Source organism: Amycolatopsis marina (assembly GCF_900111885.1).
Classification (GTDB): Bacteria; Actinomycetota; Actinomycetes; order Mycobacteriales; family Pseudonocardiaceae; genus Amycolatopsis; species Amycolatopsis marina.
Genome location: NZ_FOKG01000007.1, coordinates 282,318 through 300,484 on the forward strand (window position 1 = coordinate 282,318; position 18,167 = coordinate 300,484).

The following is an 18,167-nucleotide window of genomic DNA, read 5'->3' on the forward strand; positions in this document are numbered from 1 at the left end:
GCATCCACGAGCCGACACCGGTGTGCCGGCGTCCCGGCGATCATCGCCGAACCGCTACCCGCCCTGGGTCTGGCTGTCGATGAGCCATCGGCCGTCCTGCTCGACGAGCGTGTAGGTGTGGCGTTCGCTTTGGGTGCCGCCGCCCGCCTCGGTGTAGGTGACCGTCGCCGTGACCGTGTTGTCACCGCTCGCCTGCACCTCGGACACGTCAACGGCGCTCATCCGCCCCCAGAAGCCCTGGTAGTCGCCGAAAGTCGAAGCACGTGCGGCCTTGAAACCGTCGGAGAGCAGGGCATACGCCTCCTCCAGGTTCGCGGGCAGCAGCCCGTAGTAGTCCGCTACGGCTTTCTCGAGTCGACTCGCTCGATCCAGTACGGATGACGACGGTGCGGCCGAGGTTTCCTCCTGCGCCGACGTGCTCGTCGTCTCCGCGCCCGGTTCGGTTGGACTGCTGGCCGGGGGCGGCGGGTCGGCGGCTCCCGGCTCGGCCGGGTCGGCTGGGATCAGCCAGGCCACCAGCAGCCCGCCGAGCGCGAGCAGGACCACGGCCGCGGCGAGCGCGGCGATTTTTCTGCGGGGGCCGGTTTTCGTGCCGACCGCTGCGTGCCCGCCTTGGGCCGCCTGCGGTACCTGGTCGCGGATCGCGGCCAGCGCGGCAGCGCACTCGGCCATTCCCGGGCGTGCCTTCGGGTCGATGTCAAGCAGACGCTGCAGCACCGGAGTCAGCGGGCCGGCCAGCAGCGGCGGATCGAACTCCCCGCAACTGACCCGGTACAGCTGGGCGATGGCGTTCTCGCCGAGACCGAAGGGGGGCCTGCCCTCCACCGCGTGGTACAGGGTCGCGCCGAGGGAGAACACGTCGGAGGCGAAATCGGCGTCGTCACCCCTGGCGACCTCCGGAGCCAGGTAGCCGGGCGTACCCGCGACAATGCCGGTCGCGGTGACGGTGACGTCGCCTGCGGCGCGGGAGATCCCGAAATCGGTGATCTTCGCGGTCCCGTCCTCGGCGATCAGCACGTTCGCCGGCTTGATGTCGCGATGCACGATTCCCGAAGAATGCGCTGCCGCCAGCGCGACCGCTATCTGCCTGCCGATCGCGGCGGCCTCGCCAGGACTCAGCCGGCCACGCTCGGCCAGCACGTCCGCCAGACTCCGTGACGGCAGGTACTCCATCACCAGCCAGGGGACGCCCCCGTCCTCCACCACATCGAACACCGCGATCGCGTTCGCGTGCATCAGCCGGGCCGCGATGCGTCCCTCACGCATCACACGGCTCTTCGCCTGGGTCGCCTGTTCGGGGTCCGGAACGTTCCGCAGCACGAGTTCCTTGAGCGCCACGTCGCGATGCAGCAGCTGGTCCTGGCCCTTCCACACCACGCCCATCGCCCCTGAGCCGAGCGTCTCCAGCAGCCGGTATCTGCCCGCGACCAGCCTGTGCTCTTCAGAATTCCGCTCCGACACAGACCTCTCCACTACTCCCCAGCCCCGATCCTCACCCGGTGCGCGATGCTACCCGCCGCCGAAGCGACGCCCGGGGCCACAGCCGCTGCACCGAGCCTCCGCGACCGACTAGGGTGTTGCGTCATGGGAAACTCGGACGGTGCCAAGGCACCCGCACTCGTGCAGTCCGTGGATCGCGCGATCAGCGTCCTCGAGTTGCTCGCGCACAAAGGTGAGGCCGGTATCACCGAGATCGCGATCGAACTGGGAGTGCACAAGTCGACCGTGTCCCGGCTGGTCGGGGTGCTGGAGGCGCGTGGCCTGGTGGAGCAGCAGGGGGAACGGGGCAAGTTCTCGATCGGTTTCGGCATTGTCCGGCTCGCCGGCGCGGCGACCGGCCAGCTCGATCTGGCACAGCTGGGTACGCCGGTGTGTGAGTCGCTTGCCGACATACTCGGGGAGACCGTCAACATCGCGGTGCTGGACGGTTCGGTAGCGATCAACATCAGTCAGGCCAGGGGCGGTGCCGCGGTTGCCGCGCACAACTGGATCGGCAAACGTACGCCGCTGCACGCCACGTCCAGCGGCAAGGTGCTGCTGGCTTCTGTCGACGCACCGGAGCGGGAACGGCTCATCAACGCCGAGCACACCGCGTACACCCCGAACACGGTGACGGACCCGGCCAGGCTGAGGGAGATTCTGCGGAGCGTGACCGAGGACGGCTACGCGACCAGCTTCGAGGAACTGGAAATCGGTCTGCACGCCGTCGCGGTACCGGTGCGCGGGCAACAGACCGGCGTCGTCGCGGCGATCAGCGCCTCCGGGCCCGGCTACCGGTTGTCCCACGACCGGATTCAATGGATCGTCGACGAACTGCGCCACGGCGCGGCCGAACTGTCCACGCAACTCGGGTACATCCGCCGATAACGTCAGGGGCCCGCGGCTGCCCTTGCCACGTCATCCGCTGCGGTGGCCGCCTTTCTCGCCTGCTCGATCGCGTCGTCATCAGGGCAGTGCGCGGCCGTCAGGTTGATGCGGACCAGCACCGCCGCGCTGCGTGCGGCGCCCGCTGCGAGCAGCGCGGCCGCGACTACGTCCCCACGAGTGACGGGTTTACCCAGAACCGCCAGCGACTCGGCCATGCGCGCGACCCGCTCGCCGATCCTGGCCAGTTCGAGCGGTGGCCGCGCGGCGCGGGCGAGCGCGGCAGTGACGTCTCCGGCCGCCGATGCGCGCTGCGCGGTCAACACCTCGCGGTAGGCCGTCGCGTCCTCGGCGGCCAGTTCCATGGCACGCGCGGCGAGCGCCTCCGCCTCGGCGACCCGTTCGCCCGCATCATGCAGTTCGACCGACAGCCGGGCGCTCATGGCGACGAGCCCTGCCGCGGCGGCGGTGGTGACGGCGGCGACCCCGCCCGCACTCCACGCGGGCGTCGGCGCCGCCACCTCGGCAAGAAAGTCGCGCAATCCGCCGTTCTCGGAAGCCATGTCAGTCAATTCAACCCCGTCACCTCTCCGTGCTCGTCGATGTCGATGCGTTCGGCCGCGGGGTGCGAGCCGAGACCGGGCATCGTGCGCATGTCCCCGCAGATCGGATAGACGAAGCCCGCGCCCACCGACGCCCTGACTTCCCGAACCGGCAGGGTCCAGCCCGTCGGCGCGCCGACGAGGCTCGGGTCCGCACTCAGCGAGAGGTGTGTCTTCGCGATGCACACGGGCAGCCTGCCGAATCCGTTTGCCTCGTAGTCCTCGATCGCCCGCGCCGCCGAGCGTTCGTAGCTGACGCCTGCCGCGCCGTACACGCGCGTCGCGATCGTCTCGATCTTCGTGCGCAGGTCGGCCGAGTCCGGGTAGAGCAGCCGGAAGCGGCTGGGTTCCTCGGCGGCCTCGATCACGGCCTCGGCCAGTTCGAGTGCTCCCTTTCCGCCTCCGGTGAAGTGCTGGCTCGTCGCCACACGAGCGCCTGCTTCCTCGGCCACCGCGCGGATGACGTCGTGCTCGCTGGGATGGTCGGTGGGAAAGACGTTGATCGCGACGACAGGGGACACGCCGTGCAACCGGATGTTGTCGATCTGCTTGCGCAGGTTCGCCGCGCCCGCCAGGACGTCGTCCGGATTCTCCGTCAGCAGTTCCTCGGGCAGGTCGCGCCCGGCCACTACCCGGAAGCGGCCCGAATGCGCCTTGAGCGCGCGCACCGTGGCCACCAGTACGGCGGCGTCCGGCACCAGGCCCGAGTTCCGGCATTTGATGTTGAAGAAGCGCTCCGCTCCCATGTCCGCGCCGAAACCTGCCTCGGTGACCATGTAGTCGGCGCCGCGCGTGGCGATCAGGTCGGCCATGATCGAGGAGTTGCCGTGGGCGATGTTGCCAAACGGGCCCGCGTGCACCAGCACGGGCGTGTTCTCGACCGTCTGCATGAGGTTCGGTTTGATCGCCTCCCGCATCAGCACCGTCATCGCTCCGGCGGCGCCGAGGTCCTCCGCCGAAACCGGCAGTCCGTCCTGCGTGTAGCCGACCACGATGCGGCCCAGCCGCATGCGCATGTCCCGTAACGAGGTGGCCAGCGCGAGGACCGCCATCACCTCACTCGCCGCGGTGATGTCGAACCCGGTCTGCTGTGGAGTACCGTCCGCCCTGCCGCCGAGCCCGGTGACCACCGACCGTAGCTCGCGGTCGTTGACATCGAGCACGCGCCGCCAGGTGATTCGATGTGGATCGAGACCGAGCCGATTTCCCTTGTGCAGATGGTTGCCGACCATCGCGGCCAGCAGGTTGTGCGCGGCGGTGACCGCGTGCATGTCGCCGGTGAGATGGAGGTTGATCGCCTCCATCGGCACCACCTGGCTGTAACCGCCACCCGCAGCGCCGCCCTTGATGCCGAACGTCGGGCCCATGGACGGTTGCCGGATCGTCACGGCGGCGTTTCGGCCGAGCTGGCGCAGTGCCTGACCGAGACCGACCGTGGTGGTCGTCTTTCCCTCACCGAGCGGGGTTGGCGTGATCGCGGAGACCACGATGTACTTGCCGCGTGGACGTGTCGCCAACTCGCCGACCGCGTCCAGCGAGATCTTGGCGACGTTGCGCCCGTAGTTTTCCAGCAGGTGTGGCCCCAAGCCGAGCGAAGCGGCGATCTCGTCAAGAGGCCGCATCGTCGCCGCGCGGGATATCTCCAGGTCGGACGGAATACTCATGCTGGCACCTCCTGTACCCGGGCGGCGAGCTGGTGGCTCCACTCCCGAGTTCTGTTGACTTCGTTGAAGGTGAAGAAGTGCCATCCCGCTATCCGGTTGGCAGGATCGAGAACAGCCGGGGTGAGCTGGGTCAGCAGCTCCTCCGGGGTGTATCGGGTGAGAAGTCTGCTGAGGACGGAATGCTGGGACCGCAGGTAGCGGACCGAGTCGCCGAGACCGATCTTCAGTGAGATACGGAGCAGCTTCGCCGCGTCCACCACACCCGGGGCACCGATGTGGACTGGCAGCGTTATTCCACGTGCCCGTACCGATCGCAGCCAGGTCGCGATGGTTGTGGGGTCGTAGCAGATCTGTGAGACGATGTAGTCGGCGTGGTGCGCCTTCTCGCTCATCGCTTGTATCGTGGCGTTGTCGGAGATGAAAGAGTGCCGTTCGGGATAACCCGTGATGCCGACCCGTGCGGGCCTGAGACCGAGTTCGGTCATCGCCCGCAGCAGCGCGAGCGAGTCACCGAACTCCCCCACGGGCTTGTCGACGTCGCCCGCGACCACGAACACCTCGTCTATGCCCAGACCGGCCGTCCGATCGAGCAGAGCCTCGAGTGCACGCCGATCCTCGATCATTCGGGCGGCCAGGTGGGGAACGACACGCATACCGATTCCGGCCAGCCGTTCCGCCGTGTCCAAAGTGGCCTCCGTACCTTTGCGTGGCGAGGAGGTGACGGTCACCGTGCTGCCCGCGGGCAGGTCCGACGCCTGCTCGACGACGCCACGCAGCGGCAGCACCTCGAATCGCGCGTTCAGCAGGTAGTGCCGCAACAGTGCACTCTCGTGGGTACTCATCGGACGGGTATCCCGGTCAGGCCGGCGCGGCTTCGCGCTCGAGGCGTTTGGGAATGTCCTTCGTCGGGTCCAGGAAGGGCTTCTCGACGACCACGGCGTCCTGCATGCCGTGCTGGGTTTCGACGAGCAGCCGGGTGCCGATCTCCTGGTAGCCGACCGGGACCATCGCGTAACCGATGTTGCGGTCCAGCCGAGGCGAGTGACATGCGGAGGTGACGTCACCGATGCGGGCGCCGCCCGGGTCGTACACGGCGAACACGTCGATCATCGATCCGTCGTTGAAGCTACCCACGCCAGGGCCGCCGATCTCGACTCCCACGAGTTTCCGGCTGATGCCGGCCTGCTTGATCCGGCGCAGCGCTTCCTTGCCGACGAAGTCCGCTTCCTGTTCCAGATCGACCATCCAGGTGGACTCGAAGCCGTAACCCACTTCGAACGGGTTGGTGTCGTAGGTGATGTCGTTGCCCCAGGACAGGATGCCGGCCTCGATACGCCGGATGTGGCACGGGCCGATCACCCGGAGATCGTGCGGCCTGCCTGCCTCCCAGATCCTGTCCCACAGCCGGACACCGTCCTGGCTCGCGTTGTGGAGGTAGATCTCGTAGCCGAGTTCCGCGGTGAACCCGGTGCGGGAGACGACCACGTCCATCCCGTCGAGCTGCCGTTGAACCGCATAGTAGTACGGCACATCCAGAATGGACTCGCCGAACAGGTCCACCATGACCTTGCTCGACCGTGGGCCCTGTACCTGCACCGGACCCACGTCCGGCTCGGAGATCTGGACGTTCATGCCGAGGTTGTGTGCGAGCCCCTTGGCCCAGAGCAGGACATCGCTGTCGGCCAGTGACAGCCAGAAATGGTTCTCGCCGAGCCGGAGCAGCACCGGGTCGTTGATGATCCCGCCGTCGGCGTTGGTGACGAAAACGTACTTGCACTGGCCGACCTTGCACTTCGACAGATCCCGGGGAACGAGCATGTTGGTGAAGTCGAAGGCGTCGGGGCCGGTGATTTCCACCTGCCGCTCGACACCGACGTCCCACAGGGTCACGGCCTCGAGCAGGTGCCAGTACTCACCTACCGGGTCGCCGTAGTGGCGTGGATGGTAGGTGTGGTTGTACACGCTGTAGAGCCCGACGTGATGCTTGCGCGAGGCGTAGAAGAAGGGTGACTTGCGAATCCGCGGGTACTGCAGGATTCCGGGTTCCGGATTGATCGTCATGATGCGCTCCTTCGGGTCTTCGGCGGATGCGGTGTCACTGCCGCATCCGGGTCATGTCTGGATCCAGTACGGGGTCGGCGACGACCGTCGCCGGATGTCGCTGATCGAAATAGGACACTTCGAGCCGGGTACCCTCGGTGGCCAGGTCGGCGGGCAGCCAGGCGTAGGCAAGGCTGGCGCCGACGCTGTGGCCGTAGGCCGCGCTGGTGGTGAAGCCCACGACCCCGGGATGTGTGGGCGCGAACACGGCCTCCGATCCGAGCAGCACCGTGCCGTCGTCGATGGTGAGGCACCGCAACCGCCGCCGTACCGGCTGCTCTCTGCGGCGCAGTAGCGCGTCGCGGCCGATGAACGCCCCCTTGTCGGGTTTGACGGCGAATCCCACCCCGGCCTCGTCCGGATCGTGCAGGCTCCACATGTCGGTGCCCCAGGCCCGGTAGCCCTTTTCGATGCGCATCCCGTTGAAGGCACCGCGACCGGCGGGGATCACCCCCTGTTCGGCTGCGGCCGTACTCAGTAGGTCCCACAGTCGCAGGCCGAACTCGGCGCCGGTGTAGATCTCCCAGCCGAGTTCGCCTACATAGGACAGTCTCAATGCGGTCACCGGAACCTCGGCGACGAAGAACTTCTTGGCGCGGAAGAACCGGAACTCCTCGTTCGAGACGTCGGCGCTCGCCAGCGGGCCGAGTACGTCCCTGGCGCGCGGGCCCCACAGCCCGATACAGCACGTGCCACCCGTGATGTCGCGAACGAATGTGGTTTCGTCGGCGTGTGCCCGCAGCCAGGCGATGTCGCGGCGACCGTTGAGCCCGACCTGGAAGGTGTCCCTGGAGAGCCTGGCCACCGTGATGTCGGCGCGGATTCCTCCCGTCGGCTCGAGCATCAGGGTGTACGTGACGTATCCCGGCGGGCGGTCAAGCTGGTTGGTCGTCAGTCGTTGCAGCAGGTTCAGCGCACCCGTGCCGCTGACCTCGGCCCTGGCCAGGGAGGTCATGTCGAACAGCCCGCCCCGCTCCCGGGTGGCGAGATGTTCGGCGGCGACCACGGGGGAGTGGTAGCGACCTGCCCACGGTCCTGGTTCGGCGATGGTTCGTCCTTCGGTGAGGGCGGAGTTCGTCTTGTACCAGTGCGGGCGCTCCCAGCCGTTCGCCTCGAGGAAAACACCACCGAGTTCGCGTTGCCGGGGGTAGAAGGGGCTGGTGCGCAACGGCCTCGGCTGCTCGGGGGGCTGCTGCGGATGGATGATGTCGTACACCTCGCGGAAGCTCTGCGCACCGCGGGTGGACACGTAGGACGGACTGTGGGCGAAGTCCTCGAACCGCCGCACGTCCGCTGAGCGCAGATCCATACTGGGGACGCCTTCGGCCATCCACTCCGCGACCGCGCGGCCGACCCCGCCGCCGTGGGTGATCCACACCGCCTCCGCGAGCCAGAAGTTGTCCACCTCCCTGCTCGGCCCCAGCAGCGGCATTCCGTCCGCGGTGAACAGGAACAGCCCGTTCATACCCTCGGAGATCTGGGTGTCCCCGAGGTGGGGCAGCAGCCGCACCGCGTCGTGCCACGGCTCGGCGAAGTCCTCGGCGGTGAACGGAAGCACCGAGGGCATGCCCTTCCAGGCTCCGCCCTCGGACGGCGCCTCGGTGCCAGTGCCCGGCGTGCTGACCGCTATCCGCTCGGCTCGGACGGGCATCACCCGGTGCTGATAGGACCCGATCCCGTACCGGTCGTGAATCTGGCGGAAGTACATCGACCGGTCCTGATGACGCAGGATCGGCTGGGTCACCTCGGCCTCAGCCATCGCCGGATCCTTCAGTCCGGGCAGTGCGGTCGTCACCGCGTACTGATGTGCCAGTGGCTGAGCCGGTACCGAGACGCCGGCCAGTGCGGCGACCGCGGGACCCCAGATTCCGGCGCAGCACAGCACGCGTTCGACCGCGACCGGTCCCCGGGTCGTCAGTACCGCGCGAACCCGTCCGTGGTCGAGCTCGAAACCGGTGACCCTGGTGTCGGCCTGGAACCGTACGCCTCGGGCCTGCGCGGCACGTGCCATCGCCTCGGCCGCCCGAACGGGTTTCGCGATCCCGTCGGTGGGTGTGTAGAGGCCGCCGTGGATTCGCCCGGGATCGATCTGCGGGATCCGGGCGTGCACGTCCGCGGGACCGATCAGGTCGGCGTCGATGCCCCAGGCCTGTGCCAGCCCGAGCTTGCGCTTGAGGTCCTGCCAACGTTGCGGGGTGGTCGCGACCTCGATGCCGCCAACCTGATGGAAGCAGGGTTTGCCGTCGACCTGGTCGGTGGTGAAGCGCTCAACCGTGTAAGCGGCGAGCTGGCTCAGCAGCTGCGCAGGGTTGATCTGGAACACCAGGCCAGGGGCGTGTGAGCTGGAACCGCCGGTGGCGAACAGTGGGCCCTGTTCGAGCACCAGCACGTCGGTGATGCCCAGCTCGGCGAGGTGATAGGCGGTGCTGCACCCGACGATGCCGGCACCGATGACGACGGTCTGCGCGCTGGAGTCCATATCGGCCGCCCTCTGAGCTAATTGCGTATAGAGCAACTCATCGCGTCATACGCAACAGTGCTCCCAGATTCAGGTGTGCGTCAAGTCACGCCGTGTACTGCATTACGGTGACAATCGAGTCACCACTGTTGCGTTTCGTGCACAGCACCCCGTCGTGCGCCGCGATGGAGTGCCTGCAAGTACCCCCGAGCAAGATCACCCAGGTCGCCAACCGCTACCTGGCGGTCCCCCTGCCGGGTGGCCTCGAGTGCTCAGTGCGGGTGCGCGGTCAGGGCGAGGGGAATCGCAGTACCCAACGGCGCTGCCACGGCGTCTCGATGGCCTTGGGCTGGTAGGTCGACCGGGTCCAGGTGATGGCCTCTTCCGGCGACAGTCCGGCAAGGACGGCCAGGCAGGCCATGACGGTGCCGGTGCGTCCGACGCCTCCGTGGCAGGCGACTTCGACACGCTCGCCCGCGCGCGCTCGCTCATACAGGTCGTAGATGCCCTGTACGGCGTCCTTTCGGTCCCGGGGCAGCAGGAAGTCGGGCCATTCGACCCACCGGTGCGGCCAGGTCAGCGTGTGATCGTGCCGAGCGCGCAGGCGGCTGGTGCCGAGATAAAGACCGTAGTCGGGCTGTGCGCCACTCGGAGCAGGGCGGCCGAGCCCGCGACCGCGAACCCAGAAACCACTGGGCAGCTGTGTCGTGTCGTCGAGTCGCGGGCTGTTCACGCGCTCTGCGGTTCCTGTTCGCGGGGCGATCCGCTCGCGATCTGCTGGAGCTCGTCGGTCACGACAACAGCGTACCCAAGAACCGGACCACAGCCCGCTAACGTCGCCGAGGGCGCGCGCTGGACGGCACGGGCTAGACCCAGCGCACCTCTTCGGGCAGGCGCAGGTTCTGGGATCGCGCGTCCACCAGCAGTTCCATCAGCGCCAGTGCGGTTCGGGACAGGGGACGTCCCGGGTCGTGGATCAGGCAGATGTCGCGTTCGACGACCGGTTCGGTCAGCGGGCGGTCCTCGACCCCGGCGAACCGCATCATCGGCAGCACGAGCCCTGGTACGACGGACACGCCTAGCCCCGCGGCGGTCAGTCCCGCCACTGCTCCGATGTTGCGGGCCTCCGTCACCGGTCCCAGTTCGATCCCGTGCTCGGTCAGCGTCCGGTCCACATAGGTCCGAATGCTGCTGGTGCGGTCGAACGCGACGAACGGCTTGCCCGTCAGATCTGTCCACTTGAGATTCTGTCGTGCGCCGAATCGGTGTCCGGGAGGGAATACGCAGACGAACCGGTCGACCGCGACATGGCGGGCGTGCAGTGTCGACGGCACGGTCGCGGCCACCGTCACGGCCATGTCCACCGTCCCCTCCGTGACATGGTCGAGGACCTCGCGGGAGAGACCGTCGCGAACGGACACGGTGACCTCCGGTCGTGCGCCCCGAAACGCCGACAGCACCGGCGGCAGCAGTGTCGCGGCCAAGGACGGCAGGGCGGCGATCGACACAGCTCCTCGTGCTCCGGCGAGGTATCCCTCGAAGTGGCTCAGCGCCGCGTCGAAGTCGGTCAGTAGTCGCCGCGCGATCGTCAGGAACTGTTCGCCGTCCGCTGTCGGCCGGACCCTGCGCGTGGTGCGTTCGAACAGGGGGACGCCGAGCCGCTGCTCGACCTCGAGCACGGTGCGGCTCATCGACGACTGCGCGACGTGGAACTCCCGTGCCGCCGCCGTATAGCTGCCCGCGTCGGCCACTGCCACGGTGGCCCGCAGATGCCGCATCTCCAGATTAATGCCCATGTCGCATCAATCTATCCGAAACCGATGTTGGACGGTGGGTGGTGGTGACGGTCACACTCTCGTTCGAGGTCACAGCGATGCGACCGACCGCCGCAAGCGGGGCCTCGTCCGTGAGCCGTCGAACGAGAGGCCGGCAGATGTTGTCCCTGGTGGGTTTCCTGACCATCGGCGTGATCCTTGCGTTGCTGTTGACCAACCGGGTGGCCGCGGTGGTGGCACTGGCCGGTGTCCCGGTCGTCGGTGGTCTGGTCGCGGGCTTCACGCCGTCCGAGATCGGTGACTTCGTCGGCGACGGGCTTGGCGGAGTCGTCGGTGTCACGACGATGTTCGTCTTCGCCATTGTCTACTTCGGAGTGATGCGTGACGCGGGCATGTTCGACCCGGTCATTAGGCGCATTGTGACGTTCGCCGGGAACGCACCGGTCACCGTGTGCATGGCGACGACGGCGCTCGCCTGTGCGGCACACCTGGACGGCGCGGGCGCCACCACGTTCCTGATCACGATCCCGGCGATGATGCCCCTGTTCGACCGGCTGGGAATGAGCCGGCTCGTCCTCACCACCTGCGTCGGTCTCGGTGCGGGCGTGATGAACCTGCTGCCGTGGGGCGGTCCGACCGCTCGCGCCGCGGCCGCGACCGGCGTGACGGCCAACGAACTCTGGGTGCCGCTGATTCCGGCGCAGGTCGCCGGAGTCGTCGCGGTCCTTGCCGTCGCGTGGTTCCTCGGGCGGCGCGAGCAGCGCCGGCTCACGGCCGGGAGCGGCGATATTCGCGAATCGGAGACCGTCCTCGCGGATGGGACACCGACCGCGCGGCCGGACGGCAAGGGCGGTTCGACGCACGTCCAGCAGGACGCGAACCCGGCGGAACGCTCAGCGCCGGGCAGCACACCGGTCGGCGACGAGCACAACGAGACCCTGCGCCGTCCGCGCCTGCTCTGGTTCAACATCCTGCTGACGGTCGCGGTCATCACCTGTCTCGTGGTCGCGGTGGCACCACCGGAACTACTGTTCCTCGTGGCCGCGGTCATCGCCCTGTTGGTCAACTATCCGGGCCTGAACCGGCAGACCGCCCGGATCGAGGCGCACGCCAAGGGCGCCATGCTGATGGCAACGACGTTGCTCGCGGCAGGCGTGTTTCTCGGCATCCTCGAGGGCAGCGGGATGATCGACGCGATGGCGTCGAGTGCGGCCGGTGCGATTCCCGACGGTGCAGCTCCCGCGCTACCGCTGATCGTCGGGGCGCTCGGCGTCCCGCTGAGCCTGGTGTTCGGTCCCGACGCCTACTACTTCGGGGTCATGCCGGTCCTGATCGGTGTCGGCGAGCAGTTCGGCGTGCTGGGTACCCACATCGCCCAGGCCTCGCTCCTCGGCGAGGAGACGGTCGGTTTCCCGATCAGCCCGTTGACCGGGTCCTTCTTCCTGCTGGTGGGCCTCGGCGGAGTGCAGATCGGTAGACACATCAGGCATCTGATCGGCTGGGCGTGGCTGGTCAGCCTGGTGATGCTGCTCGTCGCCGTCGCCACGGGCGCCGTTCCGCTGTGGGCCGCATGAGCGGCGCGGTCGTGCGGCTCGGCGCGGGGGCCGGGTTCGCGGGCGATCGTCTCGACCCCGCCGTGGACCTGGCTCGCCGGGGCGACCTGGACTATCTGGTCTTCGAGTGCCTTGGCGAGCGAACCGTGGCCGCCGGGCACGCCAGTCGCCTGGACGATCCGGCAACGGGTTACGACCCACTCCTGGGTACCCGGATGCGCGCCGTGCTGCCGCACACCCTCGGTTCCGGCACCAAAGTGGTCACCAACTCCGGGGCGGCGAACCCCGAGGCGGCGGGAAATCTGGTGGCGAACACCGCGGCGAGACTCGGTCTTCCGGCACGGGTCGCCGTCGTCACCGGGGACGACGTCCTCGCCGCGGTGCGCCGCGCCGACCCGGTCGTCTGGGAGACCGGTGAGCCGTTGTCGACATGTCGCGACGAACTGATCTCGGCCAACGCCTACCTCGGTGCGGATCCGGTCGTCAGCGCACTCGAACTGGGAGCCGATGTGGTGATCACCGGGCGTCTCGCCGACCCAGCCCTCTACCTGGGACCGTTGCGGCACGCGCACGGCTGGGGCGCGGACGACTGGGACCCCCTCGGGGCGGGCACGGTTGTCGGTCACCTCCTCGAATGTGCGGGGCAGCTCACCGGCGGCTACTTCGCCGACCCGGTCACCAAACCGGTTCCCAATCTGGCGCAACTTGGATTCCCGTTCGCGGACGTCGCAGCCGACGGCACCGCCGTGCTCGGCAAACTGCCCGGCACAGGCGGCAGGCTGGACACCCGCACCTGTGCCGAACAGTTGCTGTACGAGGTCGGCGAACCCAGTGCCTATCTGACGCCCGATGTCACCGCCGACTTCTCCCGCGTCGCGTTCACCACCGTCGGTGAGCACCGGGTGCAGGTGGCTGGCGCGAGCGGGCGGACCCGGCCGGAGCAACTCAAGGTCACCCTCGGGTTCCGCGGCGGCTGGCTGGGGGAGGGGCAGATCTCCTACGCGGGGCCCCGCGCTCTGGATCGCGCGAGACTGGCCGCGGACGTCGTGCGCGAACGACTCGTGAAGGTGCACGGACTGGCCGGGGAGGCGGTCGAGATCGAGTACATCGGGGCGGGTGCGGCGTTTCGCGGCTTGGCGCCCACAGGGGACCCGGTCGAGGTGCGGTTGCGGGTGTCCGCCCGCGTGCCCGATTCCGAACAGGCCGCGGCCGTGGGGTGGGAGGTGGAAGCGCTCTACACCAACGGTCCCGCCGGCGGTGGTGGGGCCAGAAAGGACAGTAACGAGGTTGTCGCGGTCCGGTCTTGCCTGCTTCCCCGACACCTGGTCACCCCCGCCGCGTACCTCGTGGAGGCATGATGTCCCCATTGGTTCTCGACGACCTCGCCGATGTCCGGGCGGGCGACAAGGGCGACACCCTGATGGTGTCGGTGTTCCCGCGCAGCCAGGCCGACCTCGACCTGCTCGATGCCCATCTGACCGCGGACCTGGTGGCCCGGCACTTCGGCCCGCGAGTCCGAGGTGTGGTCACCCGGACCGTGCTACCACACCTGCCTGCGCTGGTGTTCTCGGTACCCGGAGTACTCGGTGGCGGCGTCACCGGATCCACCGCCCTTGACGGCCACGGCAAGACGCTCGGCTACCACCTGCTCACGCTGTCTCTCGATCCGCCGTCGACCACCACCGAAGGAGTTGCTGACCATGCCTCCACGTCCTGAGCCGACAGGGACACCGAAGTCGGCGAGGCGTCACCGGGCCGTCGGTGTCGCCGTAATGCTCGCCGCGTCGCTGGTGGTCACGGTTCCCGGTACCGCCCCGTCCGCGGTCGCCTCGCCCGTGCCCCAATCGGCAGGAGAACGCGCTGGCCTTCCCGGTGATCCGTTCTTCGCCTACAACCGTCCTGCGGAGTACCGGGTGGTGCGTGAGGACGTCGAGGTGCCGGTACGCGACGGCAGCAGGATCGCCTGCCAGCTGTACCGGCCGGGCCGCTCGGCCACTGAGCCCGCGGCGGGCAGGTTTCCCGGAATCGTGTACGAGTACACAGCTTATGCCGACAACGCGGATGCGTTCGGTGAGGGCGCCGCCTACTTCGTCAGCCGTGGCTACAACGCGCTGGTGTGCCAGGCGCGCGGGTCGGGAAAGTCGCCCGGGATCCTGGACCCGTTCAGCCCGCAGGAGCAGCGGGACAACTACGACGTCATCGAATGGCTCGCACGGCACCCGTCGTCGACCGGACGCATTGGACAGATGGGCCTGAGCTACGGTGGGCACAGCACCCTGCTGGTAGCGGTGAACCGGCCGCCGCACCTGAAGGCGATCATCCCGATGAACGGCATCCACGACTGGTACGAGAACACGATCTACCACGGGGGCATCTACTCGCCGAGGATCCGGGACTGGCAGCGAGCTGTCGCGCCGGGAACGCTGGAGAGCTACGCCGCCCATCCGCTCTATGACGACTTCTGGCGGGGACGCAGCGTCATGTCGCGCTGGGCCGACCTCACCGTGCCGACGCTGGAGATCAACGGCTGGTACGACCGGTACCGCGACGGCATGGTGAAGAACTACCGTGCACGGCCCGGCAACGTGTGGCTGGTGTCCGGGCCGTGGGAGCACGGCTACCCCGAGGGGCAGTTCGCCGGTATCGGCAAGAACGCGTACCTCGCTTGGTGGGATCGCTGGCTGGGGGAGGATCAGCGGGCGCCCCTGCCCGCCACGCACGTCACCTCCTACGAGATTCCCGGCCCCGGTGCGGGAACCGGCTGGCAGCAGTTCGAGCAGTGGCCGCCACGGGACGCCAGGGAGATGAGCCTCCGGCTCGGTGCGGACGGAACACTAGGCAGGGCCGCCGGGCGGAAAGGTGTGGCGGAGTTCGACGTCAACACCGAAACGACGCCTCCCTCGGCGCACGAGCAGTTGCGGTTCAGCACGGCCCCGCTGCGCAAGGATCTGGTGCTCGCAGGGGACGTGCGCGCGAACATCCGTGCGTCGTTCACCGCCTCCGACGGAAACATCGCCGCGGTGCTCTACGACGAGGCTCCGGACGGGACCAGCACGCGGATCACCGAAGGCTGGCTCAAGGCCAGTCACCGGGATATGCACGCCAGGCTGTCGCCGGTCCGTCCCGGTGCGATCTACGACATCGGGGTGCACGTGTGGCCGACGCACTACCGCCTGAGCGCGGGGCACAGCTTGGTGCTGCGTGTTTCCAGTGACGACCACCCGCAGATCGACTCCGACGCACCCGCGGGCAAGGTCGGGGTGCGGGTCGGCGCGACAGGATCGACGCTGCGGCTGACTGTGCGGTGAGCCGCATGTGCCACTGGAACCGGCGTCGCCGACGAAACCTCCTCGTCAGGCGGCGAACGGCTTGGGAACGAAGCAACCCCACGCGACGAAGGTGGCGAGCCCGGGACAGACCAGGTTGAGCATGACCAACTTGTCCTGGCCAAGACGGTCCCGCATCTCGAAGGTCAGGTGACGCTACGCCACAGTGCTGGCGCTCAGCTCGCGCCGATCGGCGCCCGGCCGTGTCGCAAACGCTTGCGCATGTCGCGAAGGTAGTACCGCTTCGGCGCCTCACGCAGCAGGACCGGCAGGCGGGGGTAGACGGCGACGCCGATCCGCATCAGCCGTTCGTACCGCCGTTGCCGTCGCTCGTCCCACTCGATCCCGAAGCCCTCCCGTAGCCGCGGCGCCAGCCATGCGGCGGTGAGCAGCCGGTTGAGCGGCATGGCCGCGCGGATGGCCACCGGTGCGCGCGAGGGATACAGCAGATCGCGCGCTACCGACCGCGCGTGGTCCGTGACCTCGACCGTGGCGACCATGTGGTCCCAGTAGCCGCGGAACGCCGCTCGGTCCGCGGGCCACATCTCGGGCGGTACCTGCAACGAGGTGGCCAGTACGGCGTACTCGCGGTAGATGCGCTCGGCGGCATCGTCCTCGATCGGGCCGAACATCTCTTCGTAGAGCAGGGTCGCGGTGTCGTACAGCGTCGCGGCGACCCACAGTTGCAGTTCCGGGTCTGTCGCGCGGTAGCCGGGGCCGCGCACCTTCGCGTGCACACGGTTGACCATGCGGCTGACCTGCCGGACCTCCTCCGGACTGCCGTAGGTCATGCAGTACACGTAGGTCAGTGTCGTCCGGAGCCGGTCGACCGGGCGGTACGCGAAGTCGCTGTGTTCGGCTACCCCTCGGCCGACACCCGGATTGGCCACCTGCAGCAGGATCGCCCGCGCGCCTCCCGCCAGCAGTACGCCCTCGCGGACGACCCTGTGCATCTCGAGCGGTACCGGAACCGAATGCGAAGTCATGACCGCACTGTAAATCTGAATTAACTTACTGGGAAGTCCATAGGGATAAGTTGCAGGTAGATCGGCTGCATCGCACCGACTCAGCTTGCGAGCGCGGCGAACACCAGATATTCGACCTGTGCGCTGTCCGTGATTCTGCGCCGGCTCATCGACAGGTCGTGCACGATGTTCAGCGCGGCGTGTACGACGAGGCGCGCGTGGGCGCCCCTGGTGTTCTCCCGGACGGCGGTCAGCAGCCGCACCCACTGCTCGACGTGCTCGCGTTGCACCTTGCGCAGCGTGTGCCGGTCGTCGTCGGGGAGATTCTCGTATTCCGACAGGTACACCGCCGCGAGATCGCTGTGCTCGAAGGCGAAGCCGACGTACGCGCGAACCAGTTCCCGCAGCACCGCTCCCGGTTCCCCGGCGTTCTCGATCGCGGCGTTCGTCGTGGCCGTGAGCCGGTCCGCCGCACGGTAGTAGACCGCGGCGAGCAGATCGGCCTTGCTCGGGAAGTGCCGGTAGACGCTCGACCCGCTGATCCCCGCGGCGACGCCGATGTCCTCCATGGTCACCCCGTGGAAGCCGCGTTCCCGGAACGGCCGCAGCGCCGCCGCGAGGAGCCGCTCCCGGCGCGAGCCGAACTCGCCAACAGCGGGCTCCGGTGCGGGCTGAGCCGGTTCCCCGGCCAGCCGGGGTGGGAGCCCCGTGGCCAACACCCCGAGTCCGACGGCACGCAGCCCCTCGGTCGCGGCACGCGCGGTCAGCGGCGTGCGATGGGTGGACAGGCTCGCCACGGCGCTCAGTGCCGCCGATGCCAGTGTCCGGTGGTCGGCCGCGGGAAGCCGTGGCCGCACCTCGCCGAGCAGTTCGGCGACGACGTCGACGAGTGCGGCGATCGCGGCGGTGAACCGGTCATGGTCCTCGCTGCCGAGATATCGCCGTTCCCACTGGTAGAGCTGCACACTGCGCCTGCGTTCGACGACGAGTCCGACGACCTCGGAGATGATGTTCTCGAGTCGTTCCCCCGGTGAACGGCCGGTGCGCGCCGCCGGGCTCGTCAGCCGCTCGAGAGCGGCCGAGAGGTCCGCCGTCGCGTAGGCGAGGATCGCCTGCTTGTTCCGGAAGTGGCGGTAGATCGCGGGCCCGGTGATCCCGGCCTCCGTGGCGATCTCGCCAAGACCGACGGTGTAGTACCCGCGCTCGCAGAACAGGTCGGCGGCGATCCTGGCGATTTGGGATTTGCGGTCACCGCGGCGCCGTGGCGGTGCCGCGGGCTCCGTGATCGACTCGCTCATCCCGCACCTCCATCGGCAGTTCCTTGCCGCAGCGAACGATTTTCACTCTACGCGGCAGCGCG

General features: G+C 68.3%; 15 protein-coding genes. 5 read left to right on the forward strand and 10 right to left on the reverse strand.

Annotated elements, in window-relative coordinates; all coding sequences use genetic code 11:
• Nucleotides 1-54 precede the first annotated feature (54 nt).
• Complete coding sequence (locus BM199_RS14255) at nucleotides 55-1,461, reverse strand: serine/threonine-protein kinase (protein ID WP_245788356.1); 1,407 nt, start codon at nucleotides 1,459-1,461, stop codon at nucleotides 55-57.
• Between the two features lie 123 nt (nucleotides 1,462-1,584).
• On the opposite strand from BM199_RS14255, the gene BM199_RS14260 reads away from it, so the two are divergent.
• Nucleotides 1,585-2,367 carry an IclR family transcriptional regulator gene (locus BM199_RS14260; RefSeq protein WP_091673631.1) on the forward strand — a complete coding sequence of 261 codons (783 nt, stop codon included), beginning with the start codon at nucleotides 1,585-1,587 and terminating at the stop codon, nucleotides 2,365-2,367.
• Between the two features lie 2 nt (nucleotides 2,368-2,369).
• Here the strand turns inward: BM199_RS14260 and BM199_RS14265 are convergent, their stop codons facing one another.
• The 7 genes from BM199_RS14265 to BM199_RS14295 form a co-directional block, all read right to left on the reverse strand.
• The gene (locus tag BM199_RS14265) at nucleotides 2,370-2,927 is read right to left on the reverse strand and encodes a cyclodeaminase/cyclohydrolase family protein (RefSeq protein WP_091673633.1); all 558 of its coding nucleotides are present in this window, start codon (nucleotides 2,925-2,927) and stop codon (nucleotides 2,370-2,372) included.
• A 5-nt stretch (nucleotides 2,928-2,932) separates the two neighbouring features.
• Complete coding sequence (locus BM199_RS14270; RefSeq protein ID WP_091673634.1) at nucleotides 2,933-4,630, reverse strand: formate--tetrahydrofolate ligase; 1,698 nt, start codon at nucleotides 4,628-4,630, stop codon at nucleotides 2,933-2,935.
• On the reverse strand, nucleotides 4,627-5,472 hold the full coding sequence (locus BM199_RS14275) for a methylenetetrahydrofolate reductase (RefSeq protein WP_091673636.1): 846 nt from the start codon (nucleotides 5,470-5,472) through the stop codon (nucleotides 4,627-4,629). The genes BM199_RS14270 and BM199_RS14275 overlap by 4 nt, the downstream gene beginning before the upstream one ends.
• Nucleotides 5,473-5,488: 16 nt before the next feature.
• Nucleotides 5,489-6,691, reverse strand: a complete 1,203-nt coding sequence (locus tag BM199_RS14280) for a glycine cleavage T C-terminal barrel domain-containing protein (RefSeq protein WP_091673637.1) — start codon at nucleotides 6,689-6,691, stop codon at nucleotides 5,489-5,491.
• 34 nt (nucleotides 6,692-6,725) lie between these two features.
• Entirely contained in the window at nucleotides 6,726-9,209 is a 2,484-nt protein-coding gene (locus tag BM199_RS14285) for a GcvT family protein (RefSeq protein ID WP_091673639.1), read from the reverse strand.
• A gap of 268 nt (nucleotides 9,210-9,477) precedes the next feature.
• Nucleotides 9,478-9,921: a protein-tyrosine phosphatase family protein gene (locus tag BM199_RS14290; protein WP_091673641.1), complete on the reverse strand. Its 444-nt coding sequence runs from the start codon at nucleotides 9,919-9,921 to the stop codon at nucleotides 9,478-9,480.
• Nucleotides 9,922-10,054: 133 nt separating this feature from the next.
• Nucleotides 10,055-10,984: a LysR family transcriptional regulator gene (locus BM199_RS14295; protein WP_091673642.1), complete on the reverse strand. Its 930-nt coding sequence runs from the start codon at nucleotides 10,982-10,984 to the stop codon at nucleotides 10,055-10,057.
• Between the two features lie 137 nt (nucleotides 10,985-11,121).
• Here BM199_RS14295 and BM199_RS14300 point away from each other — a divergent pair, with 137 nt between their 5' ends.
• The 4 genes from BM199_RS14300 to BM199_RS14315 are packed head-to-tail and all read left to right on the forward strand — an operon-like array spanning nucleotide 11,122 to nucleotide 15,824.
• Entirely contained in the window at nucleotides 11,122-12,537 is a 1,416-nt protein-coding gene (locus BM199_RS14300; protein ID WP_091673644.1) for a CitMHS family transporter, read from the forward strand.
• Entirely contained in the window at nucleotides 12,534-13,874 is a 1,341-nt protein-coding gene (locus tag BM199_RS14305; protein ID WP_091673646.1) for an acyclic terpene utilization AtuA family protein, read from the forward strand. Before BM199_RS14300 ends, BM199_RS14305 begins: the two co-directional genes overlap by 4 nt.
• Complete coding sequence (locus tag BM199_RS14310) at nucleotides 13,874-14,233, forward strand: AtuA-related protein (RefSeq protein WP_091673648.1); 360 nt, start codon at nucleotides 13,874-13,876, stop codon at nucleotides 14,231-14,233. The genes BM199_RS14305 and BM199_RS14310 overlap by 1 nt, the downstream gene beginning before the upstream one ends.
• Nucleotides 14,217-15,824 carry a CocE/NonD family hydrolase gene (locus tag BM199_RS14315; RefSeq protein WP_245788357.1) on the forward strand — a complete coding sequence of 536 codons (1,608 nt, stop codon included), beginning with the start codon at nucleotides 14,217-14,219 and terminating at the stop codon, nucleotides 15,822-15,824. The genes BM199_RS14310 and BM199_RS14315 overlap by 17 nt, the downstream gene beginning before the upstream one ends.
• A 194-nt stretch (nucleotides 15,825-16,018) precedes the next feature.
• Here BM199_RS14315 and BM199_RS14320 read toward each other — a convergent pair whose 3' ends face one another.
• Together BM199_RS14320 and BM199_RS14325 are read right to left on the reverse strand one after the other, a co-directional pair.
• On the reverse strand, nucleotides 16,019-16,828 hold the full coding sequence (locus BM199_RS14320) for an oxygenase MpaB family protein (protein ID WP_091673651.1): 810 nt from the start codon (nucleotides 16,826-16,828) through the stop codon (nucleotides 16,019-16,021).
• A gap of 80 nt (nucleotides 16,829-16,908) precedes the next feature.
• Entirely contained in the window at nucleotides 16,909-18,105 is a 1,197-nt protein-coding gene (locus tag BM199_RS14325; RefSeq protein ID WP_091673653.1) for a TetR/AcrR family transcriptional regulator, read from the reverse strand.
• Nucleotides 18,106-18,167 lie beyond the last annotated feature (62 nt).